Origin of the sequence: Desulfonatronum thiodismutans (genome assembly GCF_000717475.1) — a bacterium.
GTDB classification, from domain to species: Bacteria; Desulfobacterota; Desulfovibrionia; order Desulfovibrionales; family Desulfonatronaceae; genus Desulfonatronum; species Desulfonatronum thiodismutans.
Genome location: NZ_JPIK01000013.1, coordinates 270,314 through 287,501, shown reverse-complemented (window position 1 = coordinate 287,501; position 17,188 = coordinate 270,314). Strand labels below are relative to the sequence as shown.

Here is a 17,188-nt window from a genome sequence, read left to right as displayed (position 1 = left end):
GTCGCTTCACCTTCAGATCGCATGATGTAAGGACATCCTGATGCAAACACTGGCATATGTAACTTTCGGCGTCTACGTGCTGATCATTTTGTTCGGCGGCCTGCTGGCTGTCTTCAGCCGCAACCTGGTCCGTGCCCTCGTCGGCCTGGTGCTGACGCTGTTCGGGGTGGCGGGGTGTTATTTGCTGATGGCCGCGCCGTTCATGGCCTTGATGCAGATTCTGATCTACGTGGCCACGGTAAGCATCATGATCTTTTTCGCGATCATGCTCACCAAGCCGCCGGTAGGCGGGGAGGAGCAGTCGGGTCGGCCCTGGTGGGTGGGCGCTGGATGCGTGGTCGCGGCCCTGGCTCCGACCATGCTCATCGCCCGGGTGCTACGCTGGCAGCCTCTGGCTTCCCATGAACATCCCACGGAGATCGTGCTCATAGACCTGGGCCGGACGTTCATCGAACCCTACTTCCTGGCCTTTGAATTGATTTCCGTGGTCCTGACCGTAGCCATGGCCGGAGCGGTGCTCCTGGCTTTTGAAAGGAGACAAGGCCAATGACGGCGCTTACCATGTTTCAACTGGTCAGTTTGCTTTTGCTGGCCTTGGGCCTGTTCGGCGTGATCTGGCGGCGCAGCCTGGTGGGCATGCTGATCAGCGTGGAGCTGATGCTCAACGGTGCGGGCCTAAGCATCGTGGCCTCGGGCCAGCTCACCGACGCCTCGGGCACCGTGGGCCATGCCGCGGCCCTGTTCGTGATGGGTCTGGCCGCGGCCGAAGCGGCCCTGGTTCTGGCGATCATCATTGTCGTGGCCAAGCGCTACGGCCACATTGAAAGCGCGCGCCTGCGCACCCTGCGAGGCTAAGCCATGCCCGAGATATTGGTCAGCGCCAAAATCCTCATTCCCCTGCTCATCACCCTGATCGCGCCCCTGGGCATCGTCCTGGCCCGACACAACCCCAACAACCGGGAGGCGGTGTCCTTTGCCGCGGGCATTCTGACCTTCGCCACGGTGCTGTCCTTTGTGCCGGACGTACTTGACGGCAAGATATGGACCTACACCCTGTTCACCCTGATCCCCGGGGTCACGGTCAAGTTCGGCGTGGACGGCCTGTCCCTGATCTTCGCCCTGGTGGCCTCGTTTCTCTGGATCTTGGCCACCAGCTACAACATCGGGTACATGCGTTCGCTGAACGAACACGCCCAGACCCGCTACTACTTCTGCTTCGCGGTAGCCATCTTCGGAGCCTTGGGCGTGGCCTTCAGCGCGAACATCTTTACGCTGTACCTGTTCTACGAAGTCATCACCCTGTTCACCTACCCGCTGGTGGCCCACCACCAGGACGACACCTCCTTTGCCGGAGCCCGCAAGTACCTGGTCTACCTGATGGGTACCTCCAAGCTGTTCCTGCTCCCGGCCATGATCATGACCTACGTGCTGGCCGGCAGCCTGGACTTCAACCTGACCGACGTGGTCCACGGCATCTTCCCCGCGGACGCCAACCCCGTCGCGGTGACCGTGACCTACGTGCTGTTCATCGCCGGTCTGGCCAAGGCCGCGATCATGCCGCTGCACAACTGGCTGCCCTCGGCCATGGTCGCGCCCACCCCGGTCTCGGCCCTGCTGCACGCCGTGGCCGTGGTCAAGGCCGGGGTGTTCTGCGTCTGTCGGATCATCCTTTCGGCCTTTGGCCTGGAAACCATGGACGTGCTCTACCTGGGCATTCCCACGGCCTACCTGGCCGCGTTCACCATTGTCGTGGCCTCGTGCATCGCCCTGACCAAGGACGACCTCAAGGCCCGGCTGGCCTATTCCACGGTCAGCCAGCTGTCCTACGTGATCCTGGGCGTGGCCCTGCTCACGCCCATGGCCGTGATGGGCGGCACCACGCACATCGCCCACCACGCCTTTGCCAAGATTACGCTATTTTTCGGCGCCGGCGCGATCTATGTGGCCACGCACGTCAAGAAGATCAGCCTGCTTTCCGGCATGGGCCGACGGATGCCCTGGACCTTCGGGGCCTTTTCCCTGGCTGCCCTGAGCATGATCGGCGCGCCTCCGGTCAGCGGCTTCGTGACCAAATGGTACCTGGCCAACGGGGCCCTGGACGCCGGGCAGATCGTGATCCTGATCGCCCTGATGGCCAGCACCGTGCTCAATGCCAGCTATTTCGGCCCGATCATCTACAAGGCCTTTTTCGAGGCCCCGGCCCCGGGCGTCCGGCTGGAAGACTACAAGGAAGCCCCCCTGACCATGGTCGTGCCCCTGTTCCTCACCGCCCTGATCTCCATCTTCCTGGGTTTGTACCCGGATACCTTCATGGGCTTCATCAAGGCCATGGCCCAGTTCTAGGAGTCGCTTATGCAAGACCAGACCACCCTTCACGAAAACAAACAGATCGCGACCCTGCGCTCCCTGTCCGGGCTGTTCAAATTAGCTTTCTTCGCGGTCCTCGCGGTTCTTGTCGGTTTGAACTTCTTCATCGGCCCCTATGACCCGCATGTGGCCTGGGAAGTGTACCCGGGCTTCTGGGCCGGGTTCGGGTTCGTTCTGGCCGTGGCCATGGCTTTTGTGATGAAACGCATCGTCGCTCCGCTGATCGGCGCTCCCGAGGACATCCATGACTAGTTTTTTTCATCCAACCATCGCCTTCTTCGGCCTGGGACTGGTCCTTTTGCTCCTGGCCCGGACCACCGTGACCTGGTGGCGCTGGCTGCTGCCTTTGGCCCCGATCCTGGCCATCATCGCCGTGTTCTCGGCCACTCCGGGCGATCATCTGCACCTGCGCTACCTGGGGCTGGAGCTCTCCCTGGGCCGCCTGGACGGGCTGTCCCTGATCTTTGCCAACGTCTTCGCCATCCAGGCCCTGATCGGCTTTATCTACGCCTTTCACCTCAAGGAGATTCGTCACCACGTGGCCGCCGCGGTGTACGTGGGCGGGGCCTTTGGCTGCGTCTTTGCCGGGGACTACGTGACGCTGTTCATCTTCTGGGAAATCATGAGCGTGGCCTCGACCCTGCTGATCTGGTTCAACTCCAAGGAGAACCCCAGAGCCGTGGGCGCGGGCATCCGCTACTTCGTGATCCACACCATCGGCGGATTGATGATGCTGGCCGGAATCCTTTTGCGCTACCAGGTCGTGGGCGACTTCACCTTTACCGGGATCATCCCGGTGGACGCCCAGTACTACGACTGGCTGATCATGCTCGGCTTCGGCGTCAACGCGGCCTTTGTCATCGCCCACGCCTGGCTGCCGGACGCCTACCCCGAGGCGACCATCCCCGGCGCGGTGTTCATGAGCGCCTTCACCACCAAGACCGCTGTCTACGTCCTGGCCCGGGGCTTCGCCGGGTGGGAATTCCTGGCCTGGATGGGCGTGGCCATGGCCCTGTGGGGCGTCTTCTACGCGACAATGGAAAACAACGCCCGCCGCATCCTCTCCTACCATATTATGTCCCAGGTGGGGTACATGGTCGCGGGCATCGGCATCGGTACGGCCATGACGCTCAACGGCACCTGCGCCCATGCCTACGCCCACATTCTCTATAAGGGACTGCTGTTCATGAGCGTGGGCGCGGTGCTCTACTCCGCCGGAACGGCCAAGCTCAACGAACTTGGCGGACTGGCCGGCCGACTGCCCCTGGTCATGCTGGCCTACGTGGTCGCGGGTCTGTCCATCTCTGGGATGCCCATCTTCAACGGCTTTGTCTCCAAGACCATGACCATCACCGGGGCTTTCAACGACCACCAAGTCCTCCTGGGCATGCTCATGGAAGTGGCCGCGGTGGGCACATTCCTGTCCGTGGGTCTGAAACTGCCCTACTTCGCCTTCTGGGGCGGCAAGCCGACGTACACCAAACCCCTCAAGCCCATTCCGGTGAACATGTACATCGCCATGGGCGCGGCGGCCGTGCTCTGCATCGCCCAGGGCCTGTACCCGGACCTGCTGTACCGCTTCCTGCCCTATCCCGGCGCGTACGACTTCCAGCCCTGGTCGGCCTGGAAGGTGCTGATGACCCTGATGCTGCTGGGCTTCACCGGCCTGGGCTTCCTGCTGATGCGCGGGGTGCTCAAGCCCCATGCCCAGCGCAACCTGGACTTCGAAACCCTGTACATCTACCTGGGCCGCGCCTTCCTGGCCCTGGTCAGTTGGCCCCTGGCCAAGATCGACGCCATCTGGAGCGAAGTCTATGAACGTATCGGCCTGGTGGGCCTGCTGTTCCTAGGCCGAATCACTTCCTGGTTCGACAAGATGGGCATCGATTTCGTCCTGGACAACAGCGCCCAAGGCACCCGGGACACCGGCGGCATCCTGACCGCGGTCCAAACCGGCCGCCTCCAGGACTACCTGGCTCTGGCCATCGCCCTGGCCTCGGGCATCGCCCTGCTGGTCTGGTATCTCTCCTAAAGGACACGTACTTCCCATGCTTCCCATGAATCCCATAAACCAAGGTGCCGCGACATGACCGAATCCGGGTTCCCCGTTCTCAGCGCCCTGATCTTCTTCCCCCTGCTGGCCGCTGTCGGACTGTTCTTTCTGCGCGACGAGCGCACAATCCGCCTGTACACCCTGGTCGTGGGTCTGATCGAGATGGGCTTGGCCGCGCCGCTGTTCCAGTTTGATCTTTCCACCGCGAACTTCCAGTTCGTGGAGATCATGCCCTGGGTACCGGCCTGGAACATGAACTACCATGTGGGCGTGGACGGGATCAGCATCCTGATGATCTTTTTGACCGTGCTGCTCCTGCCCCTGTGCGTGCTCTGCTCCTGGACCTACATCGGCAAGCGGATCAAGGAGTTTCACTTCTGCCTGCTGCTGATGATCGGGGCCTGCGTGGGCATCTTCTCGGCCCTGGACTTCGTCCTGTTCTACATCTTCTGGGAAGCCATGCTCATCCCCATGTTCCTGCTCATCGCGGTCTGGGGCGGGCCGAACAAGCGTTACGCATCCTTGAAGTTCTTCATCTACACCCTGGCCGGCAGCACGCTGTTTCTGGCGGCCATCGTTGCCTTTTTCGTGAACACCGGGACCTTTTCCATCCCGGAACTGATGACCCATGAGTACGCCTTCAACTTCCAGTTCTGGACCTTCCTGGCCATGGCCCTGGCCTTTGCCATCAAGGTGCCGATGTTTCCTTTCCACACCTGGCTTCCAGCGGCCCACGTGGAAGCGCCCACAGCCGGCTCGGTGCTCCTGGCTTCCATCCTGCTCAAAATGGGCACCTACGGATTCCTACGCTTCTGCCTGCCCCTGACCCCGGCGGCCAGCGAGTACTTCGCGCCGTTGATGATCACCATCTCCATCGTCTCCATCCTCTACGGAGGAGTCATTGCTTTGGGCCAGAAGGACATGAAGAAACTGATCGCCTATTCCTCCGTAGCCCACATGGGTTTCGTGACCCTGGGCATCTTTGTCTTCACCATGCGCGGGGTGGAAGGGGCGATCATGCAGATGATCAACCACGGGATCACCACCGGGGCGCTGTTCATGCTCGTGGGCGCGATCTACGAACGCAGCCACAGCCGGGAAATCGCGGACAACATGGGCCTGGGCAAATACCTGCCGGCCTACATGTTCTTCTTCGGCCTGTTCGCCATAGCGTCCTTCGGCTTCCCCGGCACCAACGGCTTCGTCTCCGAGGCCCTGGTGCTTATCGGCGTGTTCGAGGCCAATTACCTCCTGGGCGCGTTGACCATTCCCGGGGTGATGCTGGCCGCGGCCTACATGCTCCGCCTGGGCCTGAAACTGGCCTGGGGCCAGCCGTCCCAGGCGGCGAACTGGAAGGACTTGAACACTCGGGAGTGGGTCTACTTGGCCCCCCTGGCCGTGCTGGTCCTGTACCTGGGGCTGATGCCCACCCTGGCTCTCAAAACCATCAATCCCTCGGTGGTCCACCTCCTGAACCAATACGAAACCCGCAAGACCCTGCACCTGGAGTCGTCCCTCCAGCCCGAACCACCGGCCCAGGTTGTTCAACTCCCCGCAACACGAGGTACTGACCAGTGATCTTCCAAATAGAGCTGTTCATCCCGGAACTGTACCTGCTGACCCTGATCGGCGGCCTCTTTGTTCTGACCGTGGGGCCCCAGTCCTGGTGGCGATTTTTGCGCTACCTGCCCCTGGCCGCGGGCGTGGGCATCGGCGTGGCTGCGGTATCCTTCCAGTTTTCTGGACTGATGTTCTACGGCGCCTATCAGGTGGACGCCTTGTCCCAGTTCTTCAAGCTGGCCATCTTCCTGGGCTTGGCCGTGACCTGCCTGAACGCCATGAACCAGCCTACGTTGTCCGAGGAGAAGCGACCGGACTACTTCCTGTTTCTCTGTCTCAGCGCCCTGGGGCTGATGCTGCTCTCCAGCGCCGTGGAACTGGTGACCATCTTCCTGGCCCTGGAACTGGCCTCCTACAGCCTCTACGCCCTGATCCCCCTGCGCTCCAAGGAACCCGCCGCGGCCGAGGCCGGGATCAAGTACATCCTGTTCGGCGCGGTGGTCACGGCCCTGGCCATGTACGGACTGTCCTACATCCTGGGGGTTCACCACACCACGTACCTCTCCGAACTGGCGACCAAGACCTGGTCCTGGTCCGAAACCCCGGCGGCCCTGATCGGCATCGCCCTGTTCCTGGGGGCCCTGTTCTACAAGCTGGCCCTGTTCCCGCTGCACTTCTGGTGCCCGGACGTCTATGAAGGTGCGTCCAACGAGACCGCGGCCTTTGTGGCCACCCTGCCCAAGCTGGGCGCGGTGGTGGTTCTGGTGCGCCTGTCCTCGCTCTTGGACCCGAGCATGGAAGTGACCATGCTCCTGGCCGTGCTGGCCGCGGTGTCCATGACCTTCGGCAACCTCTGCGCCCTGGTTCAGACCGACCTGAAACGCCTTCTGGGCTACTCCTCGGTTTCCCACGCCGGATACGTGATGCTGGGCATCGTGGCCGGGACGCCGGCCGGGCTGTCCGCCGCCGCGTTCTACGCCGTGGTCTACCTGCTGATGAACCTGGCCTGCTTCTGGGTGATCTGTCGCCTGTCCACGGACGGTCGCAACCTTAAATTGGATGACCTAAACGGTCTGTACCAGCGCTCCCCGGGCCTAGCCCTGGTCCTGGCCGTGTCCGCCTTCGCCCTGGTGGGCCTGCCGCCCACCGCCGGATTCATGGGCAAGCTCTTTCTGCTCAACTCCGCCTGGATGGAAGGCTACCACTGGCTGGTGATCATCGCGGTGCTCAATTCGGCCATCGCCATCTACTACTACCTGAACCTGGTCCGCCACGCCTACACCCGTGACGCGCCCGTCAACGCATCGGGCGACGTTCAGGCCGTGCCCAACCCAGGCTTGCTCTGGGGCGGACTGCTCGCCGCCGCCGTGCTCTGGCTCGGCGTCGCGCCGGGGACAATCTTCACCATGGCCCAAGTGGCTGGGGCTGCTCTTCTGCCGTAGTTTTTTGGCGTAGTTTTTTGGCGTAGCTTTCCGGGCTGATCTTGTAATGACTCTTAACCCTTGAAGGAGGTGTCCTTGTGAGCAAATATTTTATCAAGACGAACCAAAATCGCTGTATTGGGTGCAAGGCCTGTGAGGTCCATTGCCAGGCCAAAAACCGACTTACGCCGGACATGAAATTCGGCCAGCTTATCTCCGTCGGGCCAATACGACGCAAAGGACTGCCGAAGATTCTGAGCATGTTCATGCCTTGTTTTCACTGTGAAAAACCCTGGTGCGTGGCCTCCTGCCCCACTGGGGCCATGACTCGCCGCGACGAGGACGGGATTATCTATGTGCAGGAAGAACTCTGCGTCGGTTGCAAGGCCTGTATCATCGCCTGCCCGTGGAAAGTTCCGCAGTGGGACGATGCCAGCGGACGGGCCTTCAAGTGCGACTTCTGCATGGACCGTGTGGACCAGGGTCTGAATCCCGCCTGTGTTACCGGATGCACGGCCCACGCCCTGGACTTCAAGCGCCCCAACGTGGCTTCCCGTGAGACCAGGGAAGAGTATGGTAAAGGGGTTTTGATGAACAGGCTGAAGGACCGATAGGCTTTTCAGGTCTTTAAGGCGATTCAATAATCAGCCATAACAATTTAACGCAAAAAGAGAGGAAGAGGTATGCACAAAAAACTGGTTCTCGTACTGGCGTTGCTCATTGCATTCGGCGCGATTTCCATCGTCGCCGAAACATCCTGGGCTCAGGTGTCCAACCTCCAGGAGGCCATTGACGCCGCACCAAAAGGCACGGAACGGGGCGAAATCGATCCCGCCGCGCCCCTCGGCTATCTTGGCATTCCCGGTGGCCCCCAGATCAATCTGATCCTGGCCTTCATCTGGGCCATTTGGGTCGGCTGGATTTTCTCCACAGTTGGCGCTTTTGGTGGGATCATGGCCGGCGTCGGACATATTACGGTCTACGGTCTGGGAAACTATGCCGGAACCTTCCGGCAGACCGCCCCGACCATCAACAGGGCCGTCACGGACTCCATCCGCGTTTCCAACCAGTTCATGGTCGGAACCAGCGCTCTGATCTCCTCCATCAACTACTACAAGATGGGTCGGCTCGTGTTGCCGGTGGCCGCGGCCCTGGCCATTGGTTCAATAGCAGGCAGCTACCTGATTCCCTTGCTGACAGCCGGTAAAGTATCCTTCCGCGATTACGTCGGGTACTTTGGAATTTTCGTCTTGTTCCTGGGCTGCTATATGCTCTACGAAACCACGCCGCGGGGCGCGGCCGGCAAGAAAAAGGCCAAGCAGGCCGCGGACGCTTTTGAATCAACGATGAAAAAGAAACGATCCGGCGAGAAAGTGGACACCAGCGAACTGGGCGTGAAGATGACCAAGTTTTCTCTCGGCAAAATCGCTTTCACTTTCTATGGCGTCGAGTTTTCCTTCAATCCGCTCTTCCCGATTTTCGGCGGCTTCATTATTGCGGCCATCGCAGCCTTCCTGGGCGTGGGCGGCGGATTCATGCTCGTGCCCTTCCTGACCAGCGTCACCGGCTTGCCCATGTATCTCTCCGCCGGCACCTCCGCCCTGGCCGTGCTCATCGGGATGATCACCAGTATCCTGAGCTACCTGCAGCAGGGCGTTCTGGTTCACTGGCCGCTCATCGGCACCCAGTTGGTGGGCATTGTCGTTGGCTCCATGGTCGGTCCGTACACTTCCCAGTACATCCCGGACAAATGGCTGAAACGGGTGTTCATCGTCCTGGCCTTCTACGTCGGTCTGGACTTCATGGCCCGCGGCTTTCTGGGCAAGAACATCATGACGATGTTCTTCGGCTAAACAAGCTCGTGTCTCACTAAAAAAAGGCTGACGGTCGCCGTCAGCCTTTTTTTTCCCTTCAATCTGGGATATGTATTCCTGTATGCAAGAATTTCACGAAATATTCGCTTCCATATACCAATGGCTGGATGTGATGCTCATCTCCACCTTCCGCCTCCTCTCCAATCCGGTCAGCGGTTTTTTCTTCGGAACGTTTATCCTGTCCCTTTGGTGTACCTTGATCGGTGAACTCACTTCCCTCGGGGTCGGGCGCATCAACCGCGCACATCTCAAGAAATTGGAGCAGGAATCCATCCGCCTGCACAACCTGTCCGTCAAGGCCATCATCCACAAGGATAAAGAAAGCTACCGGGCCTGCAACAAAATGGCCAATGAAGCCTGGGGCAAGTACTTTTTCGCCACCATTTCCCAGGGTGCGGCCTCGGTCTGGCCCGTGCCCTTTGCCCTGGCCTGGATGCACACACGATTCGAGGCCATTGAATTCGAACTGGCCTATCCCATCCCCCTGCTGCCCGAGGTGGTGGGCTATCCGGCCGTGTTCATCCCCATGTACATTCTGGTCCGGATCTGCTTCGCCAGGCTCAAACCCTGGCTGCCCCTGTTCCACGGCGACGATGCGCCCAAGGTGCGCCGCCCCGGCCAGGAAGAGGAGAAAATGATTACCTGGGCGGATGTGGACAAGCACAAGGGATTGCCGGGGTGATCGCTTCCCGGACGTACTCCCGCAACCGTCTTTCCGGTCTCAAGATCCACTGTCGCAGCGGTCACGTTCCACAGGAGGTCTCATGACGCCCAGACATCACCTGATGATCCTGCTCTCTTTGTTGTTTCTTTTTTCCCTGGCGGCGTGCGGCGACCAACCGGCCCCGGTCAAAGTGGACATGACCCTCCGAGAAGAACAGGCATCCGGAGAGCGCCAGCCGGTGATCACCTATGCCTACCTGCCCCAGTTCTCGCATACCGTCTCCTTTGAGCGCCACCACCGCTTGGTCCAGTATCTGTCTGAAACCACAGGACTGAATATCCAGCAGATTTTCCCGGAAACCTTCCATGAGCACATGCTCATGGTCGCCCAGGGCAAGATCGACATTTCCTACGCCAACCCCTTTGTCTACGCCTTGACCGCGGAGCGCTCCGGGGCCAAGGTCTTCGCCAAGATCGTGGAACCCAGCGGCGAAGCGGCCTTTGGAGGGCTGATCATCGCCCGGGCGGACAATCCGGATATCCGCACCCTGGCGGACTGTCGGGGCAAGCGCTGGATCGCCGTGGATCAGTTTTCCGCCGGAGGCTATCTGTTCGGTCTGGGCCATTTCATCGACAACGGCATTCGTCCCGACGATTTCGCGGAAATCGTCTTTGCCCCCGGCCCCGGCGGCAAACAGGAAAGCGTCATCCTGGGCGTCTACGCCGGACGCTACGACGTGGGCACGGTGCGCGAAGGCGCGTTGGAACTGTTGGAGGACAAGATCGATCTGGGTCAGATCATGATCCTGGCCCGCACCCCCCGCTACCCAGGATGGAACTTCGCGGCCCGGGCCGGTTTGGCCGAGGAAGTGGTCCGGGACATCAAGGAGGCCATGTTCGCCCTGGATATCGCCGACCCGGAGCACCGCCTGATTCTGGAAAGCGCGGCCATGCGCGGCATCCTTCCCGCCGACCCCGAGGATTTCGACGCCGTACGTGAGCTGGTCCGCCGGTCCGGTCTGTAATTGTCACCCACGGGGGCTCTCATGCACGCCGCCTTCCATTACCTTTCCCGCCTTTCTTTCCAGACCAAGATCAACATCGGCTTGGCCCTGATTATCGTCTGTTTCGGCCTTTTACTGGGGGCCATCAACTACGCGGTCAGCTCCCGAGCCGTGCTTCGGGAGGCCTTGCTCCGGGGCGAGGTGCTCTCCGTGAATCTCTCGGCTCGCTCCGTGGAGTCCATCCTTTCCATGAACTTCCTGCGGCTGACCAACCTGGTGACCGAAATGGTGGATCGGGACGACCGCAAGGACTTGGTCTACGCCTTCATCGTGGACCGCCATGGTCAGGTCATGGCCCACACCTTTCGGGACGGATTTCCCGTGGCCTTGCTCCAGGTCAACCAGGTCGGGGATCTTCAGCCCTTTGGGATGACGTTGCTGGATACAGGTCGGGAGCGGCTGTACGACTTTGCCGCTCCGGTGATGGTCGGAAGCACGCGACTGGGCACGGTGCGGATCGCCTTGTCACACTCCACCATCAAGGCGGCCATTGATCGCCTGATGTGGATCAACCTGGTCGCCACAGCCGGGGCGACCCTCTTGGCCCTGATTGGGAGTACTTTTTTCGCCCGCACCGTGACCAGACGGATCAACGCTTTGCGCCACTCCGCGGAACAGGTGGTCAAGGGCAACCTGGACGTGCAAATCAGCCTTGCCCCGGACCGGAGCTGTTGGGAGATCATGGACTGCAAGGAAAAGCGCTGCCCGGCCCACGAAGACCGCCTGCGCCGCTGCTGGTACATCGCCGGAACTTTCTGCCCGGGCTGTTCCAGCCACAACTTCCCCGAAAAACTCGATGATTGCCGAAATTGTCCAGTCTACCGCCGCAACGCCGGGGACGAGATCCAGAGCCTGGCCGAATCCTTCGAGTTCATGGCCCTGACCCTGAAGGACCACATCGAGGAACTGCGACGTTCCGAACGGAATCTGGCTCGCCAGAAGCAGCTTTTGAACACCATTCTGGACGTCACTCCGGACATGGTCACGCTCCAGGACGAAGAGCTGGTTTATCTGGCCGTGAACAAAGCCTTTTGTCGGCACGTGGGCCGGGAAGAAGGCGAAATCGTCGGTGGTACGGATTTCGACATTTTCAGCGACGAGCAGGCGGACCGAAATTTTCACGAGGACATGCAGATCCTGCTCACCAGCCACCCCCTGTCCAAGGAAATCATGACCCGGGGGGGCAAGGGCAAGAAGTGGCACCACGTGGTCAAGGTGCCGGTGGTGGAGAACGGCAAAATCATCGGACTTCTGACCACGGCTCGGGACATCACCGTGGTCAAGCAGTACCAGGAAAAACTGATCCATTCCCAGAAAATGGAAGACCTGGGGCGGCTGGCCGGGGGCGTGGCCCATGAGATCAACACCCCCCTGAGCATCATCCTCGGCTACTCCCAATTGCTGCTCAAGGATTTCCCGGCCGACGACCCCGTGGCCCAGGACATCGGGATCATCGAGAAACAGGCTCAGGTTTGCCGCAAGATCGTAGCCGATCTGCTCAGCTTCTCCCGGACCACGGAACAAGCCGCCCAGCCCATGGACATCAACGACTCGCTGCGGGAAGTGGCCGAGTTGGTGGAGCATATTTTTCGGCAAAACCGGATTGTCATCAATCTTCGCCTGGATGAGCGAATTCCGCCCATTTCCGGGGACAAGGAGCGCCTGAAACAGGTCTGGATCAACTTGTACAACAACGCCGCGGATGCCATCGGCGATGACGGTTGCATATCCGTCACCTCCAAGCTCTGCGCCCATCGCCGCCGACTGGTGGTGGCCGTGGCCGATACCGGAAGCGGGGTGGCCGAGGACGACCTGGACAAGATATTCGAGCCGTTTTTCACCACCAAGCCCGTGGACAAGGGCACGGGGCTGGGGCTATCCGTGACCTTCGGCATCATCAAGGACCATGGCGGGCGGATCAGCGCCATCAGCCCGGTGCCCAGCGAGTATGTGGACGACTCCCCGGCCTGCTCCGGCGATTCCGGACCGGGAACGGTCTTTTTCGTGGAACTGCCCCTGGAAGGCAATGAGCTTCCCCCGGACGAGTGCATTGAGATTCCAAAAAAGGAGACATGATGGCCGATATTCTGGTTTTGGACGATGTCCTGGACGTGGGCGTGATGCTGCGCCGCATTCTGACCCGCAAAGGCCATCAGGTTCACGTGTTCAGCGACGAGGAGCCGGCATTCGAACATGCCCGGAAGAATCCTGTGGACATGGCCATCCTGGACATCAAGCTGAAAAAGATGAGCGGCGTGGAAGTTTTGGAAGAGCTGAAAAAGATCAACCCGAAAATCCGGGTAATGATGCTCACCGGCTATCCCACCTTGGAAACGGCCAAGGAGGCCTTGCAACTGGGAGCTGACGAATACTGCGTCAAGCCCATCGATATCGACGAGTTGGAAGAGAAGACCGCCGAAATTCTGGCCAAGGGATGACGAAAGGGAAACCACCATGGCACTTGCATCCATCAAGCGCTGGGCCGAACGGGTCTTCACCCCGGATGAGGCGGTTCGCCGCCAATTCAGTCTGTTCCGGGAGCTGCTGCACGAAGACAAGCTCTGCCTGAAAGCCATCACCCGGCTGGAAGAAATCGGCCGGGAACCGATCCTGGTGGACTGGTCCCGGGTGGAACTGCTGACGCGTCACCTCCTGGACGGCATGGACCGCCTGGCGGATCGGCTCCAGCGTATGGCTCCGGACGGCTACCCGGCCCTTGCCCCGGCTTGCGGGCGCGTCCGCGAAGAAGTCGAAGCTTTGCTGGGCCAGGAACACTGGCGACCGAAAGTGCCTTACGTGTTGCATCTTGATAAAGGTCCCGCCATGGAGAGTGCCCGCCAAATCATGGGGGGCAAGGCCCAAGGGTTGGCTCAAGTCGTTACTCGGACCGAAATTCCGGTACCCCCGGCCCTGGTCGTCACCACCAACGCCTATCAGCGCTTTCTGGAGGCCAACGGGCTACGGGAGATGATTCGCAAGAAGCTCCTGACCCTGGACTTTCGCCGATCCGATCGCCTGGAGCGCATCACGGCCCGGATCCAGGAAGCCATTCTCCAGGGCGAAGTTCCCGAGGACATGGCAGAGGAGGTCGACGCGGCCCTGGACCGGCTCAGCGCCCAGGCCGAAGCTCTCTCCGCAAGCACCGACCAGACGCCCGCGGAACCGCTGTTGGCCGTACGCAGCAGCGCCCTGGCCGAGGACGGCGACGCCTCCTTCGCCGGGCAGTACGCCACGCGGCTCAACGTCTCCCGCCAGGATTTCTGGTCCGCCTACAAGGACGTCCTGGCCGGAAAGTTCACTTCCAAGGCCCTGACCTACCGCCTGCACTACGGACTGAGCGACGCCCAGACGGCCATGGCCGCGCTGGTTCTGCCTATGGTCGAGGCCAAAGCCAGCGGCGTGGTCTACAGCCGCGACCCTCTGGACCTGTGCAAGGGCGCCTGTCTGGTGATCTCGGCCGTGGCCGGGGCGGGAAGCAGATTGGTGGACGGCAGCGCGGTTCCGGACACCTTTCTGGTCTCCCGCCAGGATCCGGCCCGTTTTTTGGCCAAGCAGGCCGCTCCGGAACAGGACGACCGCCCCTTGCCCACCTTGCGGCGCGACGAACTCTGTCTGGACGACGCCTCCGCCACGACCCTGGCCCGGTGGGGCTTGGAACTGGAACAGGTCTTCGGTTGCCCCCAGGACATCGAATGGGCCCAGGATCACTCCGGCAACCTGATGATTCTTCAATCCCGCCCGATCCACGTTTCCAGCTCGGAGGAAGGCGAAGGAAGCGACGTGCCCGCTACCGTGGACAACGCGGACCGGGCCACGCCCCAGCCCTCTGACCACGCGGCCTCGATCCTGGACGTGGGCACTCCGGCCAGCACCGGGGTCGCTTCGGGCCGGATACACCGCATCTCTTCGGAAGCGGACCTGGACGCCGTGCCCCAAGGGGCCGTGGTCCTTGCTCCGGGCATCCCGCCCTCCCTGGTCCAGGTCGTTCATAAGGCGGCCGGCGTGATCGCCGAGCAGGGCGGCAAGGCCAGCCATTTCGCCTCCGTGGCCCGGGAATTCGGCCTGCCGGTGATCGTGGGCATCGGGAGCGGGGCCGCGGTTCTGGAACAGGACCGCCTGGTGACCATGGACGCCCACCGCGGCGTGGTCTACGATGGAGAAGTCCAGGAACTGCTCCAATGGCAACAAAAGCAGCGGGCCAAACCGCCCACGCCCTTCCAGCGGCGCATGGCCCCCCTGCTCAAGCTGATCGCGTCCCTAAACCTGACCGATCCGGAGGCCGCTACCTTCACCCCGGAGCATTGTCGAAGCGTGCACGACATGGTCCGCTTCGTCCACGAGCACGGCACCCGGGAAATGTTCTCCCTGATGGACGTCAAGGGCCGAGGCATGCGCCGGGCCAAGCCACTGGAGAGCGAGATACCCATCGTGATGCACGTCCTGGACCTGGGCGACGGACTTCGCGCCGGGGCTGAGAACGAGCGCACCCTGACCCTGGAGCATGTTCGCAGCGGGCCGATGTTGGCCGTTTGGGCCGGCCTGACGGACAAGGACGTAGCCTGGTCCGAAGGGCTGCTGCATCTGGACTGGGAACGCTTCGACCAGGTCAGCGGGGGCATCTTCAGCCTCAAGTCGTCGCTGCTCAGCAGCTATGCCCTGCTGGCCCGCCACTACGCCCACCTGCTGCTGCGCTTTGGCTACCATTTCGCCGTACTGGACGCCCTGGCCGGAGAACGGGCCGAGGAGAACTACATCCAATTCCGGTTCAAGGGCGGAGGCGGGGCTGACGAGAAAAAGATCTGGCGTCTGGAAATGATCCAGGCCGTGCTCCAGGCCTTTGACTTCCAGGTCCGCATCCGGGAAGACCTGCTGGAAGCCAAATGCGCCCGCCAGGACCAGCGCCGCACCGAACTGCGGCTGAACATCCTGGGGTATATCCTGGGCCGCACCCCCCTGCTGGACATGGCCCTGGAAAGTCGCGAACATGCCCTGCGTCTGGCTGAGGAAATGCAAGGCAAATGGCGTCCGGCAGAGGAGCGATCATGAGCGACACTGGAGCATATCCCGTCTACTGGGTCACCCCGAATCTGGCCACCGGACCGGCACCCATGTCCTACGACCACCTGGACCATCTCCGGGCCGAAGGCGTGGACGCTATTCTGAACCTGTGCGCTGAATACTGCGACCTGCACGACATCGAATTCAAGCAGGGCTTCGAGGTCCACTACCTGCCCATCGAGGACGAGGAAACCCCGCAACTCCAGGCATTGGAAGAAGCCCTGGCCTGGCTGGACGAGGCCATCTACCTGGGCAAGAAGGTCTACGTCCATTGCCGCCACGGCATCGGACGGACCGGAACAGTCATCTCCGCCTATCTCCTGCGGCGGGGCTTGGGCAGCAAGCTGGTCAAGCAGAAGATCAAGAAGCTGCGCTCCCAGCCGGCCAATTTCGATCAATGGTGGCTGGTGCGTAAGATCGGCAAGAAGGAAGGCCGACTGACCATCCGGGAGCCCTCTCTGGAATGGAAGTCCCTGGTGGACCTGAGCCCCTTCTTCGCGGACCATGAAGCCCTGCTTTCCGAGATTGACATTCGCCTGCGGGAACAAGGCGCCGTCGCCCTCTGCGGGGCCGACCATTCCGCCTGCTGTTCCCGCTGCGACGTGGAGGTATCCCTGGTCGAAGCGGCCCATTTGACGCACCATTTGAACCGGAAAATGCACAGCGCTCAACGGTTGGAGGTCATTGAGCAGTGCGGAGAGATGTCCCGGGCCTGTCGCGCTCTTCGCAACCGCTCCAGAGAGCCAAGCGAAAGCGACTCCCGGCCCATGACTACGCAAAGTCACATCTGTCCGCTCTCCAGGGAGGGACGCTGCCTGATTTTTTCCTCTCGCCCTCTGTCATGCAGGTTTTCCGACCTGCCGGAGACTTCCGCCGAAACCGCATTCATCAACCATTGCCAGGACCGTACCGAGGAATTATCCCAGGGACTGTTTCTGGCCCTGGCAGGAAAATTTTCCCACAGCAAGCGCGTCTCCTTTCCCTTGATCGACGTGGTTTCCGGAAGGTTCATTCAGTCTTTTTTCCATCTTTTGTCCGGCCAGGATGCCGTTCCAGAAGCCAAAACAAAGGTTCCACCTAGCGAATACGGAACCATCCTTTGATTCCAACCAACAAGAAGGAGCACTC

15 protein-coding genes are annotated in these 17,188 nt (G+C 61.2%); all 15 read left to right on the top strand.

Translation table 11 applies throughout. From position 1 onward, the window contains the following. Positions 1 to 40: 40 nt before the first annotated feature. The 15 genes from GY33_RS0111350 to GY33_RS0111280 all read left to right on the top strand — a co-directional run bounded on the left by GY33_RS0111350 (position 41) and on the right by GY33_RS0111280 (position 17,163). A complete protein-coding gene (locus GY33_RS0111350; RefSeq protein WP_031387444.1) occupies positions 41 to 550 on the top strand; it encodes an NADH-quinone oxidoreductase subunit J family protein in 510 nt (169 codons plus the stop codon). Continuing rightward, positions 547 to 855, top strand: a complete 309-nt coding sequence (nuoK, locus tag GY33_RS0111345; protein ID WP_031387443.1) for an NADH-quinone oxidoreductase subunit NuoK — start codon at positions 547 to 549, stop codon at positions 853 to 855. Before GY33_RS0111350 ends, nuoK begins: the two co-directional genes overlap by 4 nt. A gap of 3 nt (positions 856 to 858) precedes the next feature. Continuing rightward, positions 859 to 2,343: a monovalent cation/H+ antiporter subunit D family protein gene (locus GY33_RS0111340; RefSeq protein ID WP_031387442.1), complete on the top strand. Its 1,485-nt coding sequence runs from the start codon at positions 859 to 861 to the stop codon at positions 2,341 to 2,343. Positions 2,344 to 2,352: 9 nt separating this feature from the next. Then, a complete protein-coding gene (locus GY33_RS0111335) occupies positions 2,353 to 2,619 on the top strand; it encodes a hypothetical protein (RefSeq protein ID WP_031387441.1) in 267 nt (88 codons plus the stop codon). Continuing rightward, complete coding sequence (locus GY33_RS0111330) at positions 2,612 to 4,399, top strand: Na(+)/H(+) antiporter subunit D (protein ID WP_031387440.1); 1,788 nt, start codon at positions 2,612 to 2,614, stop codon at positions 4,397 to 4,399. Before GY33_RS0111335 ends, GY33_RS0111330 begins: the two co-directional genes overlap by 8 nt. Positions 4,400 to 4,453: 54 nt before the next feature. Further along, entirely contained in the window at positions 4,454 to 5,998 is a 1,545-nt protein-coding gene (locus tag GY33_RS0111325; protein ID WP_031387439.1) for a complex I subunit 4 family protein, read from the top strand. After that, positions 5,995 to 7,422, top strand: coding sequence for an NADH-quinone oxidoreductase subunit N (locus tag GY33_RS0111320; RefSeq protein ID WP_031387438.1), 1,428 nt, complete (start codon positions 5,995 to 5,997; stop codon positions 7,420 to 7,422). The genes GY33_RS0111325 and GY33_RS0111320 overlap by 4 nt, the downstream gene beginning before the upstream one ends. Positions 7,423 to 7,499: 77 nt before the next feature. Beyond that, on the top strand, positions 7,500 to 8,015 hold the full coding sequence (locus tag GY33_RS0111315; protein WP_031387437.1) for a 4Fe-4S dicluster domain-containing protein: 516 nt from the start codon (positions 7,500 to 7,502) through the stop codon (positions 8,013 to 8,015). A gap of 69 nt (positions 8,016 to 8,084) precedes the next feature. Then, positions 8,085 to 9,254 (top strand): sulfite exporter TauE/SafE family protein, encoded by a 1,170-nt coding sequence (locus GY33_RS0111310; protein WP_031387436.1) that lies wholly within the window; start codon positions 8,085 to 8,087, stop codon positions 9,252 to 9,254. An 82-nt stretch (positions 9,255 to 9,336) separates the two neighbouring features. After that, positions 9,337 to 9,957, top strand: a complete 621-nt coding sequence (locus tag GY33_RS19225; protein WP_051822539.1) for a hypothetical protein — start codon at positions 9,337 to 9,339, stop codon at positions 9,955 to 9,957. An 82-nt stretch (positions 9,958 to 10,039) separates the two neighbouring features. Next, positions 10,040 to 10,963, top strand: coding sequence for a phosphate/phosphite/phosphonate ABC transporter substrate-binding protein (locus GY33_RS0111300; RefSeq protein ID WP_031387434.1), 924 nt, complete (start codon positions 10,040 to 10,042; stop codon positions 10,961 to 10,963). Positions 10,964 to 10,984: 21 nt separating this feature from the next. Further along, positions 10,985 to 13,078 carry an ATP-binding protein gene (locus GY33_RS0111295; RefSeq protein ID WP_031387433.1) on the top strand — a complete coding sequence of 698 codons (2,094 nt, stop codon included), beginning with the start codon at positions 10,985 to 10,987 and terminating at the stop codon, positions 13,076 to 13,078. Beyond that, complete coding sequence (locus tag GY33_RS0111290; protein ID WP_031387432.1) at positions 13,078 to 13,440, top strand: response regulator; 363 nt, start codon at positions 13,078 to 13,080, stop codon at positions 13,438 to 13,440. Before GY33_RS0111295 ends, GY33_RS0111290 begins: the two co-directional genes overlap by 1 nt. A 16-nt stretch (positions 13,441 to 13,456) precedes the next feature. Continuing rightward, positions 13,457 to 16,048 carry a PEP/pyruvate-binding domain-containing protein gene (locus GY33_RS0111285; RefSeq protein ID WP_051822538.1) on the top strand — a complete coding sequence of 864 codons (2,592 nt, stop codon included), beginning with the start codon at positions 13,457 to 13,459 and terminating at the stop codon, positions 16,046 to 16,048. Then, positions 16,045 to 17,163: a protein-tyrosine phosphatase family protein gene (locus GY33_RS0111280; RefSeq protein WP_051822537.1), complete on the top strand. Its 1,119-nt coding sequence runs from the start codon at positions 16,045 to 16,047 to the stop codon at positions 17,161 to 17,163. Before GY33_RS0111285 ends, GY33_RS0111280 begins: the two co-directional genes overlap by 4 nt. The last annotated feature ends 25 nt before the right edge of the window (positions 17,164 to 17,188 follow it).

Excerpts from the sequence above, each read along its gene's own strand:
- GY33_RS0111295 (WP_031387433.1), top strand. The coding sequence starts at position 10,985 with ATGCACGCCGCCTTCCATTACCTTTCCCGCCTTTCTTTCCAGACCAAG.
- GY33_RS19225 (WP_051822539.1), top strand. The coding sequence starts at position 9,337 with ATGCAAGAATTTCACGAAATATTCGCTTCCATATACCAATGGCTGGAT.
- GY33_RS0111310 (WP_031387436.1), top strand. The coding sequence starts at position 8,085 with ATGCACAAAAAACTGGTTCTCGTACTGGCGTTGCTCATTGCATTCGGC.
- GY33_RS0111325 (WP_031387439.1), top strand. The coding sequence starts at position 4,454 with ATGACCGAATCCGGGTTCCCCGTTCTCAGCGCCCTGATCTTCTTCCCC.
- nuoK (WP_031387443.1), top strand. The coding sequence starts at position 547 with ATGACGGCGCTTACCATGTTTCAACTGGTCAGTTTGCTTTTGCTGGCC.
- GY33_RS0111285 (WP_051822538.1), top strand. The coding sequence starts at position 13,457 with ATGGCACTTGCATCCATCAAGCGCTGGGCCGAACGGGTCTTCACCCCG.
- GY33_RS0111280 (WP_051822537.1), top strand. The coding sequence starts at position 16,045 with ATGAGCGACACTGGAGCATATCCCGTCTACTGGGTCACCCCGAATCTG.
- GY33_RS0111340 (WP_031387442.1), top strand. The coding sequence starts at position 859 with ATGCCCGAGATATTGGTCAGCGCCAAAATCCTCATTCCCCTGCTCATC.
- GY33_RS0111350 (WP_031387444.1), top strand. The coding sequence starts at position 41 with ATGCAAACACTGGCATATGTAACTTTCGGCGTCTACGTGCTGATCATT.
- GY33_RS0111335 (WP_031387441.1), top strand. The coding sequence starts at position 2,353 with ATGCAAGACCAGACCACCCTTCACGAAAACAAACAGATCGCGACCCTG.
- GY33_RS0111330 (WP_031387440.1), top strand. The coding sequence starts at position 2,612 with ATGACTAGTTTTTTTCATCCAACCATCGCCTTCTTCGGCCTGGGACTG.
- GY33_RS0111300 (WP_031387434.1), top strand. The coding sequence starts at position 10,040 with ATGACGCCCAGACATCACCTGATGATCCTGCTCTCTTTGTTGTTTCTT.
- GY33_RS0111290 (WP_031387432.1), top strand. The coding sequence starts at position 13,078 with ATGGCCGATATTCTGGTTTTGGACGATGTCCTGGACGTGGGCGTGATG.